Here is a 16,093-nt window from a genome sequence, read left to right as displayed (position 1 = left end):
ACGACCGGGGGGTACATGAAAGATTGGAACCAATAATAATTATTGGCACTGACATTCATCGACACACTATTGAGTTCTCAAAGAACACACGCACACACTTCTACCCACAACTTCTCGGAGGGGTTTCGGTGAGGCAAGGGTTCAAACTTAGCTCAGACAACCGGCCGGAAGCAAATCCGTACCGAGTCCCTCTGAACACGCAGTCAGTCAGGCGCTCATCGTCCTACCTCGTGTCTCGGCCGCTGGGCGGCTGAGTCGGTGTCCGTGTCGCTCTGACTGGAATAAAGTTACGTGTCGCGAATTGCAATGTCAAATCCCCTAGTCAGGGGATATTTTCGCAGTGTTCATGTATGAAAGTGCGCATGGCGGAGGAACATAGCGGGAAGCGTCAGCGGTTGCGTCGCATGGCGAGAGCCGGACTTGTCGTGGCGGGTGGCCTCGCGTTGGTGACAGCTGGGGCGAACATCGCTATGTGGAGTTTGTCGTCCGGTCATAGAAGTGATGTCGCGGCCGCGCCCAGCGCACCCGTCGTGATCGTCCCGGGTGCCAAAGTCGGGACGGACGGAACTCCGATGGCCTATCTACAGGGACGTCTCGATGTGGCGATCGAGTTGGTCGAAGCGGGCAAGGCCGAGGCGATTCTGTTGTCCGGGGATGCCGGCGGCTCGTCGGGCGACGAGATCGCGTCGATGACGCGCTATCTCCTCGACCACGGCATCGACCCGGCCATCGTCCGATCCGATCGTGCCGGCCTTTCCACGCGGGAGACCTGCGAGCGAGCGAAGTCGCTGTTCGGCATCGACCGGGCGATCATCGTAAGCCAGTACCAACATCTCCCCCGCGCGGTCGCGCTGTGCCGGGCCGCGGGTATCGAGGCCGACGGGGTGGTGGCCTATTGCGAGTGCAGGCAGGTCACCGAGGTACGCAACAACGTTCGTGAATGGCTGGCAGCGCCGAAAGCCGTGGCGGAGATGCTTCTGCGCTGACAGCGCGCCGGGAGCGCAGAGAAGCGACGAACTCCCGCAATCTCGCGGGCCGTGCCCACCGAGGCACGGGAGGCGCTGTGACCAGATGGGGGAAGGCCGGCGCGGCATCAGCAGCGAGCAGGGCTGTCGCGTGAGCCCGTGCCAGCCCGACCCTGACCTCGACTTCTCGCGCCCTCCAATCGTGCACGAGCCCGAGCTCGACCATCGCGGTGCGGAACAGTTCGGGAGCGGCACCGCAGTCCGTCCGGTGCAGACAGGCGAGCTCTACCAATGCTGGACTGTCGAGTCCACGCGCGAGTGCCTCGGCGGCGGCCATCGACAGGTCCGCACCGTGGAGCTCACCGAGCACGAATCGGTCTGCGGCGTGGGCCAAGTCGTCCATGGTCTCAGCGTGCGCGGCACAAGGTTGATGGGTCAAAGGGTTTTCCGGGGCGGTTGTGGGCGGCGAGGTGCTCGCCGCGGCGGCAGGACCAGCACCGATGTTCTCGCCACGGCAGGCGCGACCGCCGGGGTGGCGTGCTCGAGGGATCCGGATCGCGTACCGTGATCGGGGTTGTCTGCAATGATCGCCGACCGGATTGGGGTGCATCGTGGGCGGTTCCGAGCACGCCGCGCGGCTCGTGCGTTTCTGGCAAACGGTGGAGTTGTTCGGCCCGCAGCTTGTTCCCGACGTCGAGACCGGCGGACTGGTGGTCGATCTCGCGCCCGATGACCGCGCGCCATGGGAAAACCTCGCCGCGCTGCCCGCGTTGAAAACCGGGCGAGTGTGGCAGTTCGTCGTGTACGGCGGACTGTTCGAGGTGGGGCGCGCGCGGGAAGCGCTGGTGCGGACATTCGGCGAGGACCAACTGGAGGCCGACGCCCGACGGGCCGGGACCACAGCGGCTTTCGCGGTGACGTTGACCGACGGCGGAGTGGTTGTCGAAGGCTCGGCGACGTTGTCGGGGCTGGCGTGGGCCGTGAACCGGCTGCGCGCACCAGGGCCCGGCGACGTCGGCTGGGCCGACGGATTCGACCACGACTCGGCGGCGTTCACCGCCGCGCTCGACACGCTGACGCGAGAAACTCACCCCGATGCCGAACAGATGGGTCCGGCACCGCGGTGGCGTGCGCTGGACGTGGCAGGCCGCGGGGTAGCGGCTTCGGTGCTCGCGGCGGGAGCGGATGGCGTCATCTCGCCCGGTCTCGCCGGGATGTCGGCGTTGGCCTTCGCCGAACGGTTCGCCGTCCTGCCTGACGACGACGTCGTCGATGCCCCCCGATTGACCGGCCGCGACCTGCAGATCTTCACCGGTGAACTGTGTGCCGCGCTGGGCATTCGATCGGAATTGCGGGCCGGCGGTGTGCGGGTGGCGTGCATCCAGGTCGCGGCGCGCGACGCCGACAGTGACGCTGCCGAGGATCGCCTGAACAGCGGGCTCGGCACGGACCTCGCCGAGCTCGCGAAAGCGGTGGAGCGCGGCGACATCGGTGCGGCGCTGCGTGACTACCTCTCGGCGGCGGAGTCGCTGCCGCTCGATGACCGGATCGATGTCCGGCGACGCCAGGACGCGGTCGTCGAGGGCCTGCTCCCCCATCTCATTCCGGACGGACGCTGGCCGGGCGATCCGCTGGTTTCCGGACAGCAGTTCGCGGTCGATCGCGCGCTGTCCGAATTGCGCGCCGATGCGGGCATTTTCGCGGTGCACGGTGCGCCGGGCACCGGGACGACGACGATGCTGCGAGACCTGCTGGCCGGGATTCTGGTCGAGCGGGCCGCGCAGCTGGCGGCGTTCGACGATCCGATGGCGGTGTTCGCCGGGATCACCGAGCAGGTGCAGGTGGCGAAGAACTACACGGTGGGCGCGCACCGATTGGCGAACTGTGTGACCGGGTTCGAAGTGGTGCTGGCGACCGGCAGCGATGCCACCGCGGCCGATGTGGTCGCCGAGATCCAGCATCGCGACGCGATCGATGGCGAGCTCAATCATTTCACCGACCTGGCCGAACTCGTCGGCGGCGCACCGGCGTGGGGACTGGTCGCCGCGGCACTGGGTGGGACGCGACGAACGTTCGCCGAACAGTTCTGGTTCGGGGATCGGTTCGCCACCGAACGGAAGACCGGGACACCGAACGGCGGAATGCTCGACATCCTCAAGCAGGCCGAGGCCGACCCGGATTCGATTCCCGATTGGCCGACCGCGGTGCGGGATTTCACCACGCGCCGCGCCGAGGTGCGCAGACTCGCGCAGGCGCGCCAGAACGTCGCCGACGCGGTCGCCGAGCTGCCGACCATGAACGCGGGATTGCAGTCGACGGCGGCCGAGATCGCCAACGCCGACGACGCGCACGCGCACTGGCGCGAACGTCATCAGCTGGCCACCGAGCATCTGCGGGCCGCGCAGGCCGCGCACCACCGGGCGGGCAAGTTCCTCAGCGAGCACGGCGGGCAGAAGCCGGGGTTCGTGGCATCGCTCTCGACAGGATTCCGGGCAGGGCGGCGGTGGAGCGCGCGCAGCAACGAATTGCTGCGCGAACGACATATCGCCGAGGCGGACATGCGGCGGCGCCAGACCGAGGTCGAGTACACGCGGGAGCAGTGGGCGCAGGCCGCCGAGAACGGCCGCACGCTGATTCGCGAACACGTCGAGTTGACGGAGCGGCGGGCGGCGGCGCTCGACGTTATCGAGCGGGGGCGCGAGAACTGGTCGCGCACCATCCCGTTCGGTGATGTGGCGGGTGACGACGAGCAGTTCCAGCTGTGCAATCCGTGGGCGGACGAGCAGTACGCGAGCGCGCGGCGTGAGCTGTTCCTGTCGGCGTTGAAGTTGCATCGTGCGTTTCTGCTCAACGCGGCCCCGCGGATTCGCGACAATCTCATCGTCGCCATCGCGTTGATCCGTGGTGAGCTCGCGGTGGAGCCGAAGCCGGAAACCGTTGCGGCGGCATGGCAGACACTGTTCTTCGCGGTGCCGATGATCACCACGACCTTCACCGCACTGCCCCGGTTGTTCGCCGGGCTGGGGTCCGAGGCTCTCGGATGGTTGTTCGTCGACGATGCCGGGCAGGCTGCGCCGCAGTCGGTGGCCGGTGGATTGTGGCGGGCTCGGCGGGCGGTGATCGTCGGTGATCATCGTCAGCTGGGACCTGTCGGTGTACTGCCCACTTCGGCGCAGGAAGCATTCGTACAGCAGTACGGGCTCGATGCGGAGTGGATGCCGGATCAGGCGTCGGCACGCCAGGCTGCTGATCGTGGGGTGCGGTACGGGACCTGGCTGATGCCCTCCGATTCGGTCGCGCCGGTGTGGGTCGGCACGCCGTTGCGGGTCCATCGGCGCAGTGACCGGCCGATTTTCGAGCTCACACATCACATTGCCTATGACGATGATCTGCTGGTGTTCGCCACGCCGGATCGACCGGAGTTTCCCGGGCACGATCGGTGGATCGATGTCAGATCCGCACGGGCCGAAGGTAATTGGATTCCCGGCGAAGGCGAAGCGCTCGCCGCGCTGCTCGCGCGGTTGACCGAGGACGGGGTGGCAGCGGCCGATATCCGTGTGGTCAGCCCGTTCCGCGACGTCGCCCATGGCGCGCAGGAGATCGCGCGTGAGGTGCTCGGTGCGGAGTTCGCGCAGCGGCAGGTGGGCACTGTCCATGCGATGCACGGCAATTCGGCCGAGGTCGTGGTGCTGATCTTGGGGACATCGCCCGCGGCAGGTGGGTCGCGACGGTGGGCGGCGACGAATCCGAATGTGCTCAATACGGCAGTGTCGCGGGCTCGGCGGCGGGTCTACGTGATCGGCAACTACCGATTGTGGAGCAGCCAGCGCTATTTCGACGATCTCGCCAGGCGCTGGACGGTCGAGACCGAACAGCTCGCCGATCAGACCGTGAGCCGGTAGAACCGCCAGAATCCGAAGTCCTCGATCGGGAGGACTTGCACGGCGGTGAAACCTGCCTTCTCGGCGTACTCCCCCAGTTTCGCCGTGCGCATGACGGTGCCGGTGCCCGCGGAGTCGGGATGTGCCATGCCGTCGGGCAGGCAGACCAGCAGGCTGAACCCGTACATCAGGCGGTCGATATCGCTCGCGGGTGCAGTGAATTCCGCCGCGACGGCCTCATCCATGATGATCACCGCACCACCTGGACGCAGGGCTTTGCGCATCGAGGTCAGCACCTCGACCGGGTGTGGCATGTCGTGCAGGCACTCGAACGCGAACAGCGCGTCGTAGGCGGATTCGGGGAGGTCGGTGGTGGCGTCGGCGTGGTGGAAACGGACGCGATCGCCGAGGTCGGTGGCGTTTTCGGTGGCCATCCGCACCGAGGGCTGGTCGATGTCGTAGCCGTCGACCGCCAGCTCCGGGTAGGCGCGGGCGAGGGCGATCGCGGACCAGCCGCCACCTGAGCCGATATCGGCCGCCTTGGCATCGGGGCGCGACAGCAGCGCGTGGATATCAGCGACCCCGGCCAGACCCGCAGCGAGACGGTGCTCGAACCAGGGGCGGTTCATGTCCGACTGGGATTCGCGCATGTCGGCGCCGTACTCGGACCAACCGACGCCGCCGCCGTCGCGGTAAGCGCGCACGAGCGCGGGCATCTGGGCGGCGGCACCGGCCAGCATACGAGCCAGTGGCGCAAGGTAATCGAGACTGCTCGGGTCGGTGAGCACCTCGGCAGCGCCGGCGGGCAGGGCGAACCGCCCGTCCGCGGCCACCGTCAGAATCCCGGTCGCCGCCTGCTGCTCGAGCCACTCCTGCGCATACCGGCGATCTCCACCCGCCCGCGCGACCAATTCACCCGCATCCGCGGGCCCACCTTCGGCCAACGCCCGATACCAGCCGAGCCGATCCCCGAGATGCACCGCCAGAATGTCGATGGTCCCGAGCGCGGCCCCGAACAACCGCTCGGCGAACTGCTCACTGGATTGCTCAGCTCCGGTCACCGGTCGTCCTCCTGTTGACGCGATACGAATCGACGCCGACCCGCTGATACGGACTACGGGTCGGCTCGCCGAAAGGTTCAGCAGCAGGTCAGGGTGGCTATGGCGAATCGAACAGGAGGCTGCCGGATTCGACGGTGGTGCCGACGGTGTCGGTGTAGACGGAGTCTTTTGCCGAGTCCATGACCACGACGGGACAGATGACCGAGTAGCCGGTGGCGGCGGTTTTCGTCGGGTCGAAGGTGACGATGGGGGCGCCGGCTTCTACGGTGTCTCCTTCGGTGGCGAGCAGTTCGAAGCCTTCGCCTTTGAGTTTCACGGTGTCGATGCCCAGGTGGACCAGGACGCCGACGCCGTGGCCGAAGATGACGAAGGCATGGGGGTGGAGTTTGAGGATCTTGCCTGCGATGGGGGCCGTCACCGTCAGGGTGCCGCGGGTGCGGTCTGGGTCGAGCGCGACGCCGGAACCGACGATCTGCTCGGCGAAGACCTGATCGGGGACCTCGGACAGGGCCACCACCTTGCCGGGCAGCGGCGCGATGACCGGGATGCTCACAGAATGTCCTCGATGTCGTCGGCCAGGGTGTCGGCTTCGGGGCCGACGACGACCTGCACGACCGTGCCCGACTTGAGGACACCGTGGGCGCCCGCGGCCTTGAGAGCGGCCTCGTCGACCTTGCTACCGTCCTTCACCTCGGTGCGCAACCGGGTGATGCAGGCCTCGATCTCGACGATATTGTCCGCGCCGCCCAAGCCCTGGACGATCGCTTCCGCTTTGGACATCTGTTCTCCCTTTCGGCGGTGGTTGCCAGTACCAGTATGGGAGTCTCGAATGTGCGCCACATCATATTCAGCGGTTGACATCCGACCTCCACCTGGTCAAACTGGCAACTGGTTATGACCGGACAGTACCCGTCAGGTACACCGGTTCACAACAGTTAACCCGGATCGGCGGGCAAGCCGGTCCTCCCTCGCCGAGACCGCCGCGAAGCCGGCACGAAGAAGGTCGACATGACTGCCGTTACCGACACACCCCAACAAGAATCGAAGGTGTTCGCGGGATTGCAGCGCCTCGGTCGCAGCCTCATGCTGCCGATCGCGGTGCTCCCCGCGGCGGGCATCCTGCTGCGCATCGGCCAGGACGACCTCCTCGGCCGCTTCTCCGCGCTGGAGAGCACCGCCTCGGTCATCTCGGCAGCCGGGCAGGCCGTGTTCACCTGGCTGCCGCTGATCTTCGCCGTCGGTATCGCGATCGGCTGGGCGAAGAAGGCCGACGGGTCGACAGCGCTGGCAGCGGTGGTCGGCTACATGGTGATCAACGGCGTGTTCGAAGCGATGTCACCGATCGTGCTCGAAGGGAAAACCGACCCGAAGGGCGCGCAGGCGCTGATCAACTACGGCGTCCTCGCCGGCATCGTGATGGGTCTGCTGTCGGCGATACTGTGGCAGCGGTTCTATCGCACGAAGCTGCCCGACTTCCTCGGCTTCTTCAACGGCAGGCGGCTGGTGCCGATCCTGACCGCGTTCACCGGCCTCGTCGTCGGCGTCGGCATGGCGTTCCTGTACCCGGCCTTCAACTCCGCGCTCACCTGGGTGGGCGAGACCGTTGCGGACAACTCGGTCGTCGGTGGCGGCATCTACGGCGCGGCCAACCGCCTGCTCATCCCGACGGGGCTGCACCACATCCTGAACTCCACGGTCTGGTTCCTCGTCGGCGACTACACCGACGCCTCCGGCCAGCTCGTGCGCGGTGACCTCAACCGCTTCTTCGCCGGTGATCCGACCGCGGGTACGTTCATGACGGGGTTCTTCCCGATCATGATGTTCGCGCTTCCCGCTGCCGCGCTGGCTATTTGGCGCAACGCGCGTCCGTCGCAGAAGAAGCTGGTCGGCGGCATCATGCTCTCCACCGGCCTGACCGCGTTCGTCACCGGCATCACCGAGCCGCTGGAGTTCTCCTTCATGTTCGTGGCGTGGCCGCTGTATGTGGTGCACGCGATCTTGACGGGCACATCGATGGCGCTGGTGAACGCGCTCGGTATCCACGACGGATTCACGTTCTCCGCGGGCGCGATCGACTACCTGCTGAACTTCGGCAAGGCCACCAATGCCTGGATGCTGATCCCGATCGGGCTGGGTTACGCGGTGATCTACTACGTGCTCTTCAGCTTCGTGATCAAGAAGTGGAACCTGCGCACGCCGGGTCGCGAGGCGGAAACCGATGTCGAAGCCGGTGCGCCCGACGCGGCCCTGGTCGAAGCGGAGACTGCTCTGACGGCCACGGGCGATACTCGAACCGACGCACCCTCGGTCGCCGAAGTCGAAACGAAGCTGGACAAGAAACTGGAAGGTGAGTGAGGCAATGAGCACCCGCACCGTCATCGTCGGATCCGAGGTGGGGCTGCACGCGCGGCCCGCCGCGAAACTCACGCAGGCCGTGCAGGCCGCGGGGGTGCCGGTGCGGATCTCGTTGGGAGGTGGCGAACCGGTCGACGCGGCCAGCGTGCTCGCGGTGATGACGCTGGGCGCGGGACACGGGGCCGAGGTGACCCTGCACGCCGAGGGGGCCGACGCGGTTCTGGACCAGCTGGCCGAACTCATCGCCTCGGATCTGGACGCCGCCTGATGCCGGAACAGGTGATCGGTGGACTCGGAGTGAGCCCGGGCGTGGTGTGCGCGCCGTGGTTGCGGTTCGGATCGCAGCTCGAGACATCGGCGCACGGTCCCGTCGGCGGCTCGGTCGCCGACGAGCTCGCCCGGGTCAAGGATGCGCTCGGTGGCGTGTCCGACGAGATGACCGCCAGGGCCGCACGGGTGAGTGGTGTTGCGGCGGAGATTCTTTCGATGTCGGCGACGATGGCCCGTGATCCGGGCATCGTCGCCGCCACGGAGAAGGAGCTCGCCGCCGGGATGCCGACGGCGCACGCGGTGCACCTGGCGTTCGAGGGATTCTGCGCGAAGCTGGAAGCGCTCGGCGGGTACATGGCCGAGCGGGCGACCGATCTGCGCGATATCGGCGGGCGGACCGTGGCGGTACTGCTCGGGCTGCCGATGCCGGGGATTCCGGAGCCGGGATATGCGTTCGTGCTGGTCGCGCGCGATCTCGCACCTGCCGATACGGCGATGCTGGGTGACAGTGATGTGGTCGGGTTGCTCACCACCGAGGGTGGGCCGACCAGCCACACCGCGATTCTCGCGAAGTCCCTCGCGTTGCCGGCGGTGGTGAACTGTCCGGATACCGATCGGCTCGTCGACGGTGTGCCGGTGCTGCTCGACGGCACCACCGGTGAGGTCGTGATCGACCCGAGTCCCGAGCATCAGCAGGCAGCACTGGAACAGGCAGCGGCGGACAAGGCGCGGATCGCGGCGGCCAGCGGGCCGGGACACACCGCGGATGGGACGCCGGTGCAGCTGCTGGTGAACATCGGCACCGTCGACGACGCGGCGAAGGCCGGGCCCATCGACAGTGAGGGGGTTGGCCTGTTCCGCACCGAGTTCATGTATCTCGGGAAGACGTCCGCGCCGTCGCTGGAGGAGCAGACCGCCTCGTACACAGCTGTTTTCGAACAGTTCGCCGGTCGGCGAGTCGTCGTGCGGACACTCGATGCCGGGTCGGACAAACCGCTGCCGTTTCTCGATCTCGGCACCGAGGAGAATCCGGCGCTCGGTGTGCGCGGGCTGCGGATCGGCACGGTGTTCCCGGAAACTCTGGCCACGCAGCTCACGGCTCTCGCCCGTGCGGGCGAGGCCACGGGAGCCGACCTGTGGGTGATGGCGCCCATGGTCGCCACCGCGGACGAGGCTGCCGGATTCGCCGCGCTGGCAAGGGAATCCGGGCTGACCAAAGTCGGGGCGATGATCGAGATCCCGGCGGCGGCGTTGCGCGCCGCCGATCTGCTCGCGCATCTCGACTTCGTGAGCATCGGAACCAACGATCTGAGCCAGTACACGTGCGCGGTGGATCGAATGGCGGGCGGGCTCGCACAGCTGCTCGATCCGTGGCAGCCCGCGGTGCTCGATCTGATCGCGATGGTCGGTGCGGCCGGCGCGGCGGCGGGTAAGTCGGTCGGGGTGTGCGGTGAGGCGGCGTCGGATCCGACGTTGGCGCCGGTGCTGGTGGGGCTGGGCGTGACGAGTTTGTCGATGTCGGTGCCCGCGTTGCCCGCGGTACGGGCGGCGTTGGCCGCGGTGGATGTGCAGCAGTGCCAGGACGCGGCCGACGCGGCGTGTGCGGCACGGAATCCGCAGGTGGGGCGGGCGGCGGTCGCGGCGATCATCGGGCGGGCGTGAAAAAGGTTGTTGTGCACACGGTCCGGCCGTCGGTCGGATCGCGATGCGGTGTCCGGTGGCGGTCCGCGACCGCTGTGGTGGATGGCGTATCGGGTCGTTCAGGTGTTGGGGCCGGGCACGGCTCCGGTGATGGGGAAGGTTCGTGGTGACGGGAATCGTGCGGGGTCGTCTCGTCGGGACGGTCGAGGGTGACATCGCCGACGGCGTCGTCGAATTCCAGGACGGGCTGATCACCTGGGTCGGCGATGCGGCGAATCATCCTGCACCCGATCGGCTTCCAGCATCCAGTGATGATCTGGTGCTTCCGGGGTTGATCGATCTGCACTGTCATGGTGGGGCCGGGTTCGGGTTTCCCAATGCTGATGCGGACGGCGCTCGGGTCGCGGCGGCGCATCATCGGGCGCACGGCACCACCGGGTTGATGGGGAGCTTGGTGTCGGATCGGCCGGAGGTGCTGATCGCACAGGCGGCGATGTTGGCCGATCTCGTCGAGGACGGGGTATTGCTCGGGGTGCATCTCGAGGGCCCGTTCATCAATGCGATCCGCTGCGGGGCACAGGATCCCGCGGCGATCGTTCCCGGCGATCCCGCATTGTTCGAGCGACTCTACGCGGCCGCCCGCGGGACGGTGCGGTCGATGACACTGGCGCCCGAGACCGCGCATTTCGATGAACTGCTGGCCGCGATGCGCCGACATGATGTGCTGCCCAGCCTCGGGCACACCGATGCCGATGCCGCGACCACCGCGGCGCGCATCGCCGAGGCCAGTGGTGGCCCTGTTACCGCCACGCACCTGTTCAACGGGATGCCCGCACTGCATCACCGCTCCCCCGGGCCGGTCGCCGCCTGTCTGGCCGCGGCCGGGCGAGGCCAGATGGTGGTCGAATTGATCGCTGACGGTGTGCATTTGGCGCCGGAGACGGTGACGATGGTATTCGATACCGTCGGCCCGGATCAGATCGCGCTGGTGTCCGATGCGATGGCGGCGGCGGGCATGAGTGACGGCGACTATCGGCTGGGCGCCCTCGATGTTCAGGTCCACGACGGCGTTGCCCGGCTGTCCACCGATGACGGTTCGCCCGGGGCGATCGCGGGTGGCACGGCACGGCTCGTCGACGTGCTGCGCTGGACCGTCGACGTCGCGGGCATACCGCTGTCCGATGCGGTCGTCTCCGCGACTCGAACCCCTGCTCGTGTTCTCGGTCTCGAGAGCGAACGCGGCAGTCTCACCGTCGGCGCGCGTGCCGACATTCTTGTCACCGACCAGTCATTGCGGCCGCGGCGGGTGCTCGTCGCCGGAACGGAAGGAATCTGATGGAGATCGTGATCCGGGCTGACGAAAACGAAGTGGCGAGTACGGTCGCCGATATCGTCGGCGGCTATGTGCGAGTCGGCAACGCGATCCTCGGCTTGGCGACCGGGTCGTCGCCGCTGGGGAGCTATCAGGAGCTGGCGCGCCGGTACCGGGAGGGCGAGCTGGACTTCACCACCGCCAGCGCTTTCCTGCTCGACGAGTACGTCGGTTTGCCGAAAGATCATCCGCAGTCGTATTTCTCGGTCATCCGGTCGGAGTTCGTCGACCATGTGAACCTGGATCCCGCGCGGGTGCTGAGCCCGAACGGGGAGGCGGGTGACGTGGCGGGTGAGGGCCGCCGGTACGACGCGGCCATCGCCGCCGCGGGTGGGGTCGACGTGCAGTTGCTGGGGATCGGCACCGACGGGCACATCGGGTTCAACGAGCCCGGGTCGGCGCTGACCTCCCGCACGCGGGTGAAGACGCTGACCGAACAGACGCGTAAGGACAACGCGCGCTTCTTCGACGGGCCGGAGGATGTGCCGCATCATGTGCTCACGCAGGGCCTCGGCACCATCAACGAGGCCGGCCACCTGGTGATGATCGCGCTCGGCGCGGGGAAGGCCGATGCGATCGCCGCCGCCGCCGAAGGGCCGTTGTCGGCGTTCTGCCCGGCCTCGGTCATGCAGTGGCATCCCCACGTCACGGTGGTGATCGACGAGGCCGCGGCGAGCAAGTTGAAGCTGGCGGACTACTACAAGTACGCGCTGGCGAACAAGCCCGCCTGGCAGTCGTTCTGACGTGACCGCCCTCGAGTTCGCGGTGCAGGACGCGGCAGGCGCGCTCGGCGCTCGCCGCGCCGGGGCGGATCGGGTGGAATTGTGTGCGGCGCTGGGCAGCACGGGTGGGCTCACGCCGAGTATCGGGACGATCGAGGCTGTGGTGGAAACCGGTATTCCTGTCCATGTGCTGATCCGGTGCCGGGCCGGAGGTTTCGTGTACGGCGATGCAGCCGAGCTCGCGGTGATGAATGCTGATGCGCGCGCGGCAGTTTCGGCTGGTGCGGCCGGTCTGGTGATCGGTGCGCTCACCCCGGACCACCGGGTCGATGCCGAAGGGCTGAGTCGTGTTCTCGATGGTGTCGCTGTCGATGGCATAGAGCTGACCTTTCATCGTGGGATAGATCAGATCCGCGACCGTGCGGCCGCGCTCAACACATTGATCGCCGGTGGCATGACCCGGGTGCTCACCTCCGGTGGGGCACCCACCTGCGCCGAGGGACTCGATGAACTCGCCACGATGGTCGATCACGCGGCAGGGCGCATCCAGATCATGGCGGGTGGCGGGATCGCCGTCGGTGACATTCCGGCATTGCACCGGGCGGGCGTCGACGCCATCCACCTGTCGGCCCGACGCGTCATCAGTGATGACGGTGGACCCGGTGGCGGCGGCACCTCCGGCCACGAGCAACTGGACGAGGAGCTCGCGGTCGCCGCTGCCCGTCAACTGCTCGCGGTAGACCGGCCGAACGCCTCCGGACACCCCTCGGCCTGATGCGGGCTGCTCACCTGCTCGGCATGCGACGGGCCCGGCCGCGATGGGGCCAGTACGGGTTCGGATTCGCCCGGCCGTCGACTACTCGTGTCAGGAGCGCTCGTCCAGAATCAATTCTGCCTCGCCAGGACCGCAGTCGAAGGCCGCTTGTACTGCTGCAACGGCTTTTTCGTGTTCGCCCGCGGCTACCAACGCGTCGATATCGGCCCACTGATCGGTGGGCGGGGCTATCGACGGGTCGAGGCGGCGGTCGAGGCGTTCCCACATGCGGGCCACGGTGGGGTCGTCGGCGAGGAGTTCGCCGAGGTGGGCCTTGAAGGTGGGGTGTTCGGTGCGGTACATGCCCATCCAGCTGCTGGCGGGCGGGCTGGCTTCGGCATTGGCGGTGCGGTCGGCGAGTTTGAGGATGACGGCCCTCGGATGCGCGGCGATCTTGTTGTAGGCGTTCTGGTTTCGCGCCTTGCGGTCGGGGCCGATTCCGGTGACCGCCCACACCAGGTCGAGAACTTCACGGCCGAAACGCGATTCGACGTCCTCGGCGGTGACCGGGGTGTCTTCGACGACATCATGGAGCCAGGCGGCGAGGGCGAGTTCACCGCCGTAGCCGAAATCGTCGAGGACACCCCGCACGGCCGCGAGATGGGTGGCGTAGGGATGGTCGCCGTAGCGCTGGTCGCCATGCGCCGCGAGGGCGAACTCCCGTGCCTCGATTTCGCGCTGATCGAACTCCATGCCGCACCCCCGTGCTCGATTGGTGATCGTGTCGAGATCGACCCTAGCCGAGGGCACCGACAGGTTTCCCGGATCAGTGGGGGGCGATCGGTTTCAGCGCGGTGAGGATGCCCGTCTGGTCGCGGCTCTGGGTATAGCTGAGATCGGTGAAGCCGACGGCCTCGACCCGAACGGTGTAGTGGCGGATATCGGCATCGGCGAACGGATCGCCACCGCGACCGAAGAACGGTACGAGGACTGTCCGCATCCGAGGGGAGGGGGACGCGTCGGCGAGCAGAAGCCGTCCGCCCGGCCGCAACACCCGCCACATTTCGGCGATCGCGGCGTCACGCTGCGACTCGGGGATGTGGTGCATGACGAAAGTACACGTGACCACGTCGAATTCGGCATCGGGCAGGGGCAGCGACTGCGCCGGTCCGACCACGTAGCGATGATGAGTGGCTCGATCCCGGTCGCGGTTGTCGGCGACCGCCGTGGCGGAGGGATCGACACCGACGGCGGCACCGTTCGGACCGACCGCTCTACCGAGCCCGCGCACGAGTTTGCCAGGCCCGCAACCGATATCGAGGGCACGCGAACCCCGACGCGCACCGGAGAGCGTGACGAATTCGGCGAGCAGACGACGGTGCCTGCCCAGGAAGAAGACCGTGGTGAAGAGGTTGTAGCGGCGCAGGCCCGCGATGACAAGGCCGGTGCCTGCGTCGTCGACGAACATGGGGGTGAGAAGCTGATTTCGGGACATGAGTTCATCCTCGGGCGCTGCCGCGCACGTCACCAGGAGCAGAATCGCCGAAGGTGTCCGTTATCGAACAGATCCGGGGAAACCGTGCAGGAGGAAGCGATGGCCGAGCACCCTGATCGCCGGGTTCGACGCACCAGGGACACGCTGCACAAAGCGCTGATCGAGCTGATGATCGAGCGCGGCTACGACAAGGTGACCGTGAGCGACATCATCGGCAGCGCCGACGTGGGGCGATCCACCTTCTACGCGCACTACCGCGACAAGGACGACCTGCTGCTGGTGAGCTGCACCGAGTTCCTGCGCCGCGAGATCATCCGCACGACGACACCGGGTTCTCCGCTCGCACCGCTGCGCGTGATGTTCCATCTCGCCGCGCAGTACCCCGAGGTGTATCGCCCGCTGATCGGGCCGAAGGCCACCGCCACCGTCGTGCGCGCCTATCGGCAGTGTGTCGCCGATCTGGTCGGTGAGCTCCTCGGTGAGCAGCCGGCGGGCACGATCGAGTTCCTGTCGTGGGCATTGCTCGGCGTGCTGGGTCCGGTGATCGAGCCGACCGCGCCGACACCACCGGTCCAGGCGTGGCAGCGGTTCGAAACGCTCGCGCTGTACGGGCTCACTGGCTCCGGCGGCCCAGGTCCGGCCACGGCGGGCGACGCAGAATCGCCAGCGCCGCGATGACCCCGGTGAGCAGGCCGATCCATTCGCCGAGCTGAGCGATGCGATTGGCGTCCATCGCGGGCGTCCAGTGCGCGCGCCCTTCGTGGACGACGAACACACCGACCGGACGAGGGTGCCGCAGCGGGCCACCACCGCGCGAGACGGTGATGACCGTAGCGCCGCCGGAAGTGTCGATCGGCTCGCCGAACACGATCGGCGGCTCGGTCACCAGCTGTTCGACGCGATCTCTGATCGTCATCGCCATCCTGTCTCCTCGTCTGGCATTGCCGTCGAACATACGCGCACCGCGTATCCGGCGCCGAGGTTCGTTCCGCGCGGCGCGCCGCCGATCGCCGGAGCAGGTCGCATGACGAATGACGTTGTCACCCATGCCTTTCCGAATCGGCCGTCCGCCCAGGCCTCCCGGCACGCATCGCTTCGGGAACGCTCCGCCGATCAGCTGCCATGATGGATGGGTCATAGCCGTGGCGAAAGGTGCACCGATGTCAGAGCAGACGCTGTCGACACAGTGGTCACGATCGCTGGGGCTGCGGGTGCCGCTGGTGAACGCGCCGATGGGCGGCGCGGCAGGCGGACGGCTCGCGGCGGCGGTGAGGGCGGCCGGCGGGCTCGGGATGATCGGCATGGGCAGTGCGGGATCGGTGGCGGCGTTGCGCCGCGAACTGGATGTCGCCGGAGCACCGGACGGAATCGGGCTGGTCGACTGGGTCCGCGCCCGCGAAACCGGGCTGCTCGAGGCTGCGATCGCCGCGGGTCCACGGATTATCTCGGTCAGTTTCGGCGCTGATTTCTCCTGGGTACCCCAGGTGCGGGCGGCGGGCATCCTCGCCGTCACCCAGGTGTACGACGCACCGGGCGCCCACCGCGCGCAGGATGCGGGGATCGACATTCTGGTGGCG

Annotated in this window: 15 protein-coding genes and 1 pseudogene; 10 read left to right on the top strand and 6 right to left on the bottom strand. The window is 67.6% G+C overall.

Translation table 11 applies throughout. From position 1 onward, the window contains the following. Window positions 1-350 precede the first annotated feature (350 nt). Both ACFWF3_RS03980 and ACFWF3_RS03975 read left to right on the top strand, forming a co-directional pair. A complete protein-coding gene (locus ACFWF3_RS03980; RefSeq protein ID WP_379312348.1) occupies window positions 351-986 on the top strand; it encodes a vancomycin high temperature exclusion protein in 636 nt (211 codons plus the stop codon). 590 nt (window positions 987-1,576) lie between these two features. Beyond that, entirely contained in the window at window positions 1,577-4,867 is a 3,291-nt protein-coding gene (locus tag ACFWF3_RS03975; RefSeq protein WP_379312347.1) for a DEAD/DEAH box helicase, read from the top strand. Here the strand turns inward: ACFWF3_RS03975 and ACFWF3_RS03970 are convergent. From ACFWF3_RS03970 to ACFWF3_RS03960, 3 genes are all read right to left on the bottom strand, one after another. After that, window positions 4,849-5,907: a class I SAM-dependent methyltransferase gene (locus ACFWF3_RS03970; RefSeq protein WP_379312346.1), complete on the bottom strand. Its 1,059-nt coding sequence runs from the start codon at window positions 5,905-5,907 to the stop codon at window positions 4,849-4,851. The two genes, ACFWF3_RS03975 and ACFWF3_RS03970, sit on opposite strands and share 19 nt — an antisense overlap. A gap of 97 nt (window positions 5,908-6,004) precedes the next feature. Beyond that, window positions 6,005-6,460, bottom strand: a complete 456-nt coding sequence (locus ACFWF3_RS03965; RefSeq protein ID WP_378996467.1) for a PTS glucose transporter subunit IIA — start codon at window positions 6,458-6,460, stop codon at window positions 6,005-6,007. Continuing rightward, window positions 6,457-6,687 carry a glucose PTS transporter subunit EIIB gene (locus tag ACFWF3_RS03960; protein ID WP_101469146.1) on the bottom strand — a complete coding sequence of 77 codons (231 nt, stop codon included), beginning with the start codon at window positions 6,685-6,687 and terminating at the stop codon, window positions 6,457-6,459. The genes ACFWF3_RS03965 and ACFWF3_RS03960 overlap by 4 nt, the downstream gene beginning before the upstream one ends. A gap of 228 nt (window positions 6,688-6,915) precedes the next feature. Here ACFWF3_RS03960 and ACFWF3_RS03955 point away from each other — a divergent pair, with 228 nt between their 5' ends. The 6 genes from ACFWF3_RS03955 (at window position 6,916) to ACFWF3_RS03930 (ending at window position 13,042) form a co-directional block, all read left to right on the top strand. Beyond that, complete coding sequence (locus tag ACFWF3_RS03955) at window positions 6,916-8,262, top strand: PTS transporter subunit EIIC (RefSeq protein ID WP_379312345.1); 1,347 nt, start codon at window positions 6,916-6,918, stop codon at window positions 8,260-8,262. A gap of 4 nt (window positions 8,263-8,266) precedes the next feature. Continuing rightward, window positions 8,267-8,530: an HPr family phosphocarrier protein gene (locus tag ACFWF3_RS03950; protein ID WP_378663552.1), complete on the top strand. Its 264-nt coding sequence runs from the start codon at window positions 8,267-8,269 to the stop codon at window positions 8,528-8,530. Next, entirely contained in the window at window positions 8,530-10,194 is a 1,665-nt protein-coding gene (ptsP, locus tag ACFWF3_RS03945; protein ID WP_379312344.1) for a phosphoenolpyruvate--protein phosphotransferase, read from the top strand. Before ACFWF3_RS03950 ends, ptsP begins: the two co-directional genes overlap by 1 nt. A gap of 142 nt (window positions 10,195-10,336) precedes the next feature. Next, a complete protein-coding gene (locus tag ACFWF3_RS03940; RefSeq protein ID WP_379312343.1) occupies window positions 10,337-11,509 on the top strand; it encodes an N-acetylglucosamine-6-phosphate deacetylase in 1,173 nt (390 codons plus the stop codon). Further along, window positions 11,509-12,288 carry a glucosamine-6-phosphate deaminase gene (gene nagB / locus ACFWF3_RS03935; RefSeq protein ID WP_379312342.1) on the top strand — a complete coding sequence of 260 codons (780 nt, stop codon included), beginning with the start codon at window positions 11,509-11,511 and terminating at the stop codon, window positions 12,286-12,288. Before ACFWF3_RS03940 ends, nagB begins: the two co-directional genes overlap by 1 nt. A gap of 1 nt (window position 12,289) precedes the next feature. After that, window positions 12,290-13,042, top strand: a complete 753-nt coding sequence (locus ACFWF3_RS03930; protein ID WP_379312341.1) for a copper homeostasis protein CutC — start codon at window positions 12,290-12,292, stop codon at window positions 13,040-13,042. A 90-nt stretch (window positions 13,043-13,132) separates the two neighbouring features. On the opposite strand, the gene ACFWF3_RS03925 is transcribed toward ACFWF3_RS03930, so the two are convergent. After that, window positions 13,133-13,774 carry an HD domain-containing protein gene (locus ACFWF3_RS03925; protein WP_379312340.1) on the bottom strand — a complete coding sequence of 214 codons (642 nt, stop codon included), beginning with the start codon at window positions 13,772-13,774 and terminating at the stop codon, window positions 13,133-13,135. Between the two features lie 73 nt (window positions 13,775-13,847). Beyond that, window positions 13,848-14,516: a class I SAM-dependent methyltransferase gene (locus tag ACFWF3_RS03920; protein WP_379312339.1), complete on the bottom strand. Its 669-nt coding sequence runs from the start codon at window positions 14,514-14,516 to the stop codon at window positions 13,848-13,850. Window positions 14,517-14,615: 99 nt separating this feature from the next. On the opposite strand from ACFWF3_RS03920, the gene ACFWF3_RS03915 reads away from it, so the two are divergent. Continuing rightward, on the top strand, window positions 14,616-15,194 hold the full coding sequence (locus tag ACFWF3_RS03915) for a TetR/AcrR family transcriptional regulator (protein WP_379312338.1): 579 nt from the start codon (window positions 14,616-14,618) through the stop codon (window positions 15,192-15,194). Here the strand turns inward: ACFWF3_RS03915 and ACFWF3_RS03910 are convergent. Next, entirely contained in the window at window positions 15,130-15,432 is a 303-nt protein-coding gene (locus ACFWF3_RS03910) for a hypothetical protein (protein ID WP_378996490.1), read from the bottom strand. The two genes, ACFWF3_RS03915 and ACFWF3_RS03910, sit on opposite strands and share 65 nt — an antisense overlap. A 244-nt stretch (window positions 15,433-15,676) precedes the next feature. On the opposite strand from ACFWF3_RS03910, the pseudogene ACFWF3_RS03905 reads away from it, so the two are divergent. Continuing rightward, window positions 15,677-16,093: pseudogene (locus ACFWF3_RS03905) on the top strand (nitronate monooxygenase); the annotation flags it as partial.

This window comes from Nocardia sp. NPDC060220 (genome assembly GCF_042727815.1).
Taxonomy (GTDB): domain Bacteria; phylum Actinomycetota; class Actinomycetes; order Mycobacteriales; family Mycobacteriaceae; genus Nocardia.
The sequence above is the reverse complement of the archived record's forward strand: the minus strand, read 5'-3'. Positions and strand labels throughout refer to the sequence as shown.